The sequence below is a fragment of the Kordia sp. genome, assembly GCF_045105435.1.
Taxonomy (GTDB): Bacteria; Bacteroidota; Bacteroidia; order Flavobacteriales; family Flavobacteriaceae; genus Kordia.
This window is the reverse complement of sequence record NZ_JBGCDL010000272.1, coordinates 1-7,384: the sequence shown is the minus strand read 5'-3', so window position 1 is coordinate 7,384 and position 7,384 is coordinate 1. Positions and strand designations below refer to the sequence as shown.

General features: G+C 35.1%; 7 protein-coding genes. 1 reads left to right on the top strand and 6 read right to left on the bottom strand.

The window, feature by feature from the left end; all coding sequences use genetic code 11:
• Window positions 1–414 precede the first annotated feature (414 nt).
• The 6 genes from AB8B65_RS14010 to AB8B65_RS13985 all read right to left on the bottom strand — a co-directional run bounded on the left by AB8B65_RS14010 (window position 415) and on the right by AB8B65_RS13985 (window position 6,588).
• Window positions 415–1,578 (bottom strand): sigma-54-dependent transcriptional regulator, encoded by a 1,164-nt coding sequence (locus tag AB8B65_RS14010; protein ID WP_405301755.1) that lies wholly within the window; start codon window positions 1,576–1,578, stop codon window positions 415–417.
• Window position 1,579: 1 nt separating this feature from the next.
• On the bottom strand, window positions 1,580–2,413 hold the full coding sequence (locus AB8B65_RS14005; protein WP_405301754.1) for a mechanosensitive ion channel family protein: 834 nt from the start codon (window positions 2,411–2,413) through the stop codon (window positions 1,580–1,582).
• A gap of 4 nt (window positions 2,414–2,417) precedes the next feature.
• Window positions 2,418–3,737, bottom strand: coding sequence for an ABC transporter permease (locus AB8B65_RS14000; RefSeq protein WP_405301752.1), 1,320 nt, complete (start codon window positions 3,735–3,737; stop codon window positions 2,418–2,420).
• A gap of 2 nt (window positions 3,738–3,739) precedes the next feature.
• On the bottom strand, window positions 3,740–4,669 hold the full coding sequence (locus AB8B65_RS13995; RefSeq protein ID WP_405301751.1) for an ABC transporter ATP-binding protein: 930 nt from the start codon (window positions 4,667–4,669) through the stop codon (window positions 3,740–3,742).
• Window positions 4,670–4,853: 184 nt separating this feature from the next.
• Window positions 4,854–5,990 (bottom strand): molecular chaperone DnaJ, encoded by a 1,137-nt coding sequence (gene dnaJ, locus AB8B65_RS13990; protein ID WP_405301749.1) that lies wholly within the window; start codon window positions 5,988–5,990, stop codon window positions 4,854–4,856.
• Window positions 5,991–6,048: 58 nt separating this feature from the next.
• Window positions 6,049–6,588 carry a nucleotide exchange factor GrpE gene (locus AB8B65_RS13985; RefSeq protein ID WP_405301748.1) on the bottom strand — a complete coding sequence of 180 codons (540 nt, stop codon included), beginning with the start codon at window positions 6,586–6,588 and terminating at the stop codon, window positions 6,049–6,051.
• Between the two features lie 173 nt (window positions 6,589–6,761).
• Here AB8B65_RS13985 and AB8B65_RS13980 point away from each other — a divergent pair.
• A partial coding sequence (locus AB8B65_RS13980; protein ID WP_405301747.1) for a YceI family protein occupies window positions 6,762–7,384 on the top strand: 623 nt, incomplete at its 3' end.

Sequence of the window (7,384 nt, the reverse complement as noted above, 5' to 3'; positions counted from 1 at the left end):
TTGGTTTTAGACATATTTGATACGTCTTTGCGAGAAGCATAGCGACGCGGCAATCTGTTTTTTTAGTAATCATAAAGGTGACTTCGAGTGATTTTTAGGAGTAAAACGGATAAAAATTGTATCGAGAAGTACTTTGAAACGCTTCGCTTTTATATAGTTAGGTTTCTTTGAAACGTCACTACGAGGAGTTTACGACGCGGTAGTCTGTTTCTAAGAACAGTTTGAGTTTCCTTTAAAACAGATTGCTTCGACTTTGTCTCGCAAAGACGGACCATAGTATTTTATAGAAATTAACGAATCAACAAATAATCAAATCAACAAATAATCAAATCAACAAATCAACAAATCAACAAAACTAAGACATAAAAAAGCCAGCAATTAGAGCTGGCTTTTTTATGATTTATAGTCTAGGAACTACTTAGAAGCAAATAACTTCACATCTTCTTCAGTGACTTCTTGTCCTCCGAGAATGATTAAACGTTCAATAACGTTTCGCAATTCTCTAATATTTCCTGTCCAATCGTATTCCTGTAACAACTTCACAGCTTTATCAGAAAACTTTTTTGTTGTATTTCCTTGATCATTTGCAATCTTAGCTGCAAAATGATTGATCAATAATGGAATGTCATCTCTACGATCATTTAACGCAGGAACTTTGATTAAAATAACGGCTAATCTGTGGTATAAATCTTCACGAAACTTTCCGTCTTCAATTTCCTTTTTTAGGTTCTTATTCGTTGCCGCAATCACACGGACATTTACTTTAATATCTTTATCACTACCAACACGTTGTACTCTGCTTTCTTGCAATGCACGCAATACTTTGGCTTGTGCCGATAAGCTCATATCTCCAATTTCATCCAAGAAAATAGTGCCACCATTAGCAGCTTCAAACTTTCCTGCTCTGTCTTTATTAGCACTTGTAAACGCTCCTTTTACATGACCAAATAATTCACTTTCAATCAATTCACTTGGAATTGCCGCACAGTTTACTTCAATCATTGGTCCTTTGCTGCGATCACTTTTTTGGTGTAACCAATGCGAAACCAATTCTTTTCCTGTTCCGTTAGGTCCAGTAATTAAAACACGTGCATCTGTTGGCGCTACTTTTTCAATAATATCTTTAATCTGATCAATTGCATCAGAATGTCCAATCATTTCATAGTTCTTACTCACTTTCTTCTTTAATCGCTTGTTTTCAACAACCAATTCTTTTCTATCAAGCGCATTACGAACTGTGTTTAGCAATCGGTTCAAATCAGGCGGTTTTGAAATATAATCAAATGCGCCAATACGCATTGTGTTTACGGCAGTATCTAAGTCACCATGACCTGAAATCATCACAAAAGGAGTTTCTGGCTTTATCTTTTTGGCAGCTTCTAACACTTCTACACCATCCATTTTTGGCATCTTTATATCACAAAGTACCAAATCGTAATCCTCTTTCTTTACCATTTCAATTCCTGCCAATCCATCTTCTGCTTGTGACACTTCATACGTGTCATTTTCTTCGGATAAGATTTTTACTAAAACTCTTCTAATGGCAGATTCGTCTTCTATTACTAATATTTTAGGCATATTATTGTTTTTTTGAATTATAAACATACACGTCTCGTTGCGGAAAAGGAATGCTTATATTATTTTCTTTAAATGTATTGTATACTTTGTATCGCAATCTACTTTGCACTTCTGGCAAATGAAAACTATCACCAATATAAAAATGTAGCCTGAATTTCAAAGCACTATCACCAAAATCTTCAAAAAGGATGGTGGGTTTTGGTTCATTTAAAATAGCTTTGTCTTGTACTGCGATTCCAAAGAGCAACGCTTTTACTAGATCAACATCTGTACCATACGCAACTCCGACTTCGATAGATTCTCTAGTTCGCACATCATTTTGTGTCCAGTTGTACAGTATTTCGTTTAAAAATTTATGATTTGGGATGACAAGTATTTTCTCATCATGCGTAATAGCTTTCGTAGTTCGCAGTCCAACTTGCGTGACTTTTCCAACCTTTTTATCAATCTCAATGATATCATTTACGATGATAGTTTTGTCAACTAGAATAAAAATTCCAGAAATAATATCCTGAAATAGTTTCTGCATTCCAAGTCCAAGACCTACAAATAAAGCCGTAGACGCTGCTAGTAATGCTGTAATATGAATACCAGAAGCATCCAGCGATGTGATTATGGCAATGGAAAATATAAAATACTTTAAAAAAGTGAAGACTGTTTTAAAACGGTTTTTACCATCTTCATCCAATCTTTTAGAAACTCCAATTCTAGTAAATTTAAGTATTAAATGCGTAGCAATTAGTACTATAATAAGTGTTACAACAACTTGGACAGTAATGGTAATTTCTCCATGTTTATATAGAACAATGTCTAAAAATTCCCAATTTCCTCCCATAATATTAGTATTTCAACCACTTAAATATTTCCTTGTAGCTCGGTTTTTTTCCATACATTAAAATACCAACGCGGTAAATTTTTGCAGCAAACCAAACAGTTCCAGCAAAGGTAATATACAAAATTACGATTGAAATTAATTGTTCTCCGATGCCAACACCAAATGGAATTCGCATTAGCATGACTACTGGCGAAGTAAATGGTATGTATGAAAACACCGTAGCAACGGTTCCGTGCGGATCTTCTAATACGGTAAACCCACCAACATATACCGCTAAAATTAACGGCATTAAAATAGGCATCATAAATTGTTGCGTATCCGTTTCATTGTCTACAGCGGCGCCAATGGCTGCGTATAAAGAACTGTACAATAAATAACCTCCAATAAAAAAGATAAAGAAAGCGATGACCAAATTCACAATTGGTAAACTACCAACAATGTATGATATAAGCACAGATATATCAACGTTTGCTCCTTGTGCAATCAATTCTTGTTGTTGTGCCGTTTGTGCACTCATTAAATCAAAACCAAATATGAAGCCTAAAATGACTATTATAGTACCACCTAAAACAATCCACGCTAAAAACTGTGTAATTCCTGCTAAAGAAGTTCCAATGATTTTCCCCATGAGTAATTGAATCGGTTTTACGGAGGAAATAATGATTTCAATAATACGATTTGTCTTTTCTTCAATGACACTTCGCATAATCATGTTTCCATAAATAATAATGAACATAAACAGTAAATATCCTGCAGCAAAACCAAAACCGAGTTTGGAATAATTGATCAGTTTTGAGCTGCGTTCTCCCGAAAAGGTTTCTTGTCCGATAGCAATATTCATTTTAGAACTTTCTACCAAATTGATGTCCACATTATTCTTTAAAAGCGCTTCTTCGGTTAATTTACCGTTTAAAATCCGTTCTAAACGCGATATGAATTTGGAAGAAGGCGAATCTTCCGAGTAGAATTTTATTTGCTTCGCGATTTCTTCTGTAGACGCCATTTGGCGAATGTGTAACAAACCATATTCTTCGGCTTCCTGTACTTGTTTTTTAGCTTCTTCTAATGAAACTCCATCAAGAAAGTTATATTTTGTGTTGGGATCGTCACTAACAGGCTTTGTTTTAAATACTTCCGAAATTTTTCCTGTTTCGTCCAAAATCGAAATTGTACGCTGTTTGTTATTATTTAATTGTGTTAAATAAACAATCAACGAAATAAGTCCGATAAAAATTAACGGACTTAAAAAGGTCATGAGTATAAATGACTTGTTTCTAACTTTCGTTAGATATTCTCTTTTGATAATTAGCGGTAAATGATTCATGTCTAATTATTATTTTGTACGGTTTGAATGAATATATCGTTGACGCTTGGAATTACTTCTACAAAGTGATTTACTTGTCCTTTTGAAGTTAAATACGAAAGTAAATCGTTAGATGTATCGCCGTTTTGTAGTTGGATGTTTACTTTTAAATCATCATCAATCGATTTAAAATCGGCATCCGTAACTTGAAATTTCTCGCTAAGCGTTGATCGTAACTTTAGATTATCCGCCGCAGCGACACCAACTTGATACGTATTACTTTTATACTGACGTTTTACATCGGTCAATTTTCCGTCCAATACTTTATTTGATTTGTGAATTAACGCAATATGATCGCATAATTCTTCAACCGATTCCATTCTGTGTGTCGAAAAGATGACAGTAGCACCTTCATCGCGCAATTGTAAAATTTCATCTTTAATTCGGTTGGCATTAATTGGATCGAATCCGCTAAACGGTTCATCAAAAATTAATAGTTTTGGTTTGTGCAACACGGTTACGACAAACTGTATTTTTTGCGCCATACCTTTTGATAATTCTTGAATCTTCTTGTTCCACCAATCTGAAATTTCAAATTTTTCAAACCAATATTGCAAACGCATTTTTGCTTCCGATTTGCTCAATCCTTTCAATTGTGCTAAATACAATGCTTGTTCGCCAACTTTCATCGATTTATATAAACCGCGTTCTTCGGGCATATAACCAATATCTTTGATATGAAATTGTTGCAATGCAGCACCATCGAGTAATACTTGACCAGCATCTGGTGCAGTAATTTGATTGATAATTCGGATAAGTGAAGTTTTTCCAGCTCCATTGGGTCCCAGAAGTCCGAAGATACTTCCTTTAGGTACGTCAATAGAAACTTTATTTAATGCGGTATACGCACCATATTTTTTTACGACGTCTTTCGCCTGAAGAATTGAACTCATGAAAAGTTTTTTATATAAGTAACAATCTTGTGTGTTTTGTTACAAAATGAATGTATTATAAAACAAAACCCACCCTTAATGTGATCAAGGATGGGAAAAAATTGCTATGAAAAAGAAAAAATTACTAGCCTGTTACGGCCAGTAACTTACCAAAGATAGTTTTTTTTTCGTAATAGCAAAAGAATTACGAAAACATGTCTTTAACTTTTTCAAAAAATGATTTATCAGTCTTCTCTGGATTTGGTACAAAATTTTCCTCTTTTGCCATTTTCTCAAAGAAAGTTTTCTGTTCTTTTGTTAATGTTTTTGGCGTCCAAACGTTGATATGCACTAGTAAGTCACCTTTTCCGTATCCGTTAACACTAGGAATTCCTTTTCCGCGTAAGCGTAATATTTTTCCTGACTGAACTCCCGATTCTATTTTGATACGAACTTTTCCAGTGACCGTATCAATTTCTTTAGAGCTTCCTAAAGCAGCTTCTGAATAGCTTATATAAAGGTCGTAATGTAAATTATCGCCTTCACGTTTTAACATTTCGTGTTCTTTTTCTTCGATCACGACTAATAAATCTCCAGAAATTCCATTTCCAGGTGCTTCATTTCCTTTTCCAGAAACTTTTAACTGCATGCCTTCTACAACTCCCGCAGGAATTTTGATCATTACAGTTTCTTCTTCAGCTTTCATTCCTTGTCCATCAGCTCCCGCAGGACGTTTGTCCATGATTTGTCCAGCTCCGCCACAAGTACTACAGGTAGTAGACGTTTGCATTCTACCTAAAATAGTATTTGTAATTCGCGTCATTTGACCAGAACCGTTACAGGTTCCGCAGGTTTTGTACGTTACGCCAGGCGCTTGTACTTTTCTACGAACTTTCACCTTTTTTTCAACTCCGTTTGCAATTTCTTCTAAGGTAAGTTTTAAACGAATTTTTAGGCTGCTTCCTTTTACGCGTCGTTGTCTTCCGCCGCCGCCGCCGAATCCACCGCCGAAACCGCCGCCAAATCCACCACCGCCGAAAATATCACCAAACTGACTAAAAATGTCGTCCATGTTCATTCCGCCGCCACCGAAACCGCCGCCGCCAAAACCGCCGCCATTTTCAAATGCTGCATGACCATATTGGTCGTAGCGTGCTTTTTTATTGTCGTCGCTTAGTACTTCGTAGGCTTCTGCTGCTTTTTTAAACATTTCTTCCGCTTCTTTATCATCTGGATTTTTATCAGGATGATATTGAATTGCTTTTTTGCGGTACGCTTTTTTAATTTCAGCTGCCGTGGCACCTTTGCTGATACCTAATATTTCGTAATAATCTTGTTTCATTTTGTTTCAACTTCTGTTAAAAGGTCGTTTTGTTGCTGGGAACAACTCACAAACGTTCTTATTGTCCTACAACTACTTTTGGGTAACGAATAACTTTGTCACCTAATGTATATCCTTTTTCAAGTACATCAATGATTTTTCCTTTCATGTCATCTGACGGTGCAGGAATTTGTGTCACTGCTTCATGGTCTTCTGCGTCAAACGTATCACCTTTTTTTACAGTAACTTCGCCTAAGCCTTTTGTTTTTAAGGTTTCTTTGAGTTTATTACTTATCAACTCAACTCCTTTTTTCAAGTCTTGAACCTCTTTATCATCGATTTTTGCAATTTCTGCCAATGCTCTATCAAAATCATCCAAAACTGGCAACATGGCAACTAAAATGTCTTTCCCTGCTGTTTTGAACAGTTCTACACGTTCTTTGCTAGTTCTTCTTTTGTAGTTTTCAAATTCAGCAAATAGACGTAAAAATTTGTCTTTTTCTTTTGCCAATTCTTCAGTTAGTTTTGCTTCTGCAGAAACTTCTTCTATTGTATTTTCAGTAGCTTCAGCCGCTTTAGGCTGTTCTTTCTTTGTAGCTTTATCCTTTTTTTTGCTCATGGTATATGTCCAAAAAATTTTTATTATTTATTGTATAGTTGTCAAAAGTACTGCCATTTATCATAAAATGTCAAAATGTCACAAAAAATATTTTTTAACATTTCAGAGATAAAACTTGATAGGATTTGGTAATTTTGCGACGAAATCTTTAAGAATTAAATAAACTATAATTTATGAAAAGAAATTTTTTAAGTTTAATCGCTTTTATAGCAGTAGCAGTTGTAACTACTTCTTGCGGAGAGACAAAGAACGAAACGAAAGCGGAAGGCGCTAAAACTGAGAAAAAAACTACTTCAGAAGCTGTAAAGTATAAAGTAGATACTGCAAATACGGTTGTTACCTGGAAAGGATCAAAAGTAATTGGCGGCGGACATAATGGAACAATGAACGTATCTTCAGGAACTTTCGCAATGAAAGAAGGAAAACTAGAGAGCGGGAATTTTATTATTGATGTGAATTCATTGACTGTTTTGGATATTCCTGCAGATGATAACGGAAATGCTAGTTTGAAGAAACATTTATTGTCTGGCGACTTTTTTGACGCAGGCAATTATGGAGATGCAGCTTTTTCAATTACTGGAATTAGCGAGAAAGAAGGCAAAACAATGATTGAAGGAAACTTGACGTTGAAAGGTGTAAAGAAAAATATTTCTTTTCCTGCAAAAGTAAGTGTTGAAGGTAATAAAGCTATGATTGTTAGCGAAGTGTTTACAATAAACCGTACTGATTTCGGAATGCGTTATGGTTCAACTTCTTTAGCAGATACATTGAAAAATAAAGCAATTAGTGACGATGT

Bases quoted from the DNA above. Each gene is read 5' to 3' on its own strand.
- AB8B65_RS13995 (WP_405301751.1), bottom strand. From the start codon at position 4,669: ATGAGTTCAATTCTTCAGGCGAAAGACGTCGTAAAAAAATATGGTGCG.
- dnaJ (WP_405301749.1), bottom strand. From the start codon at position 5,990: ATGAAACAAGATTATTACGAAATATTAGGTATCAGCAAAGGTGCCACG.
- AB8B65_RS13985 (WP_405301748.1), bottom strand. From the start codon at position 6,588: ATGAGCAAAAAAAAGGATAAAGCTACAAAGAAAGAACAGCCTAAAGCG.
- AB8B65_RS14000 (WP_405301752.1), bottom strand. From the start codon at position 3,737: ATGAATCATTTACCGCTAATTATCAAAAGAGAATATCTAACGAAAGTT.
- AB8B65_RS14005 (WP_405301754.1), bottom strand. From the start codon at position 2,413: ATGGGAGGAAATTGGGAATTTTTAGACATTGTTCTATATAAACATGGA.
- AB8B65_RS14010 (WP_405301755.1), bottom strand. From the start codon at position 1,578: ATGCCTAAAATATTAGTAATAGAAGACGAATCTGCCATTAGAAGAGTT.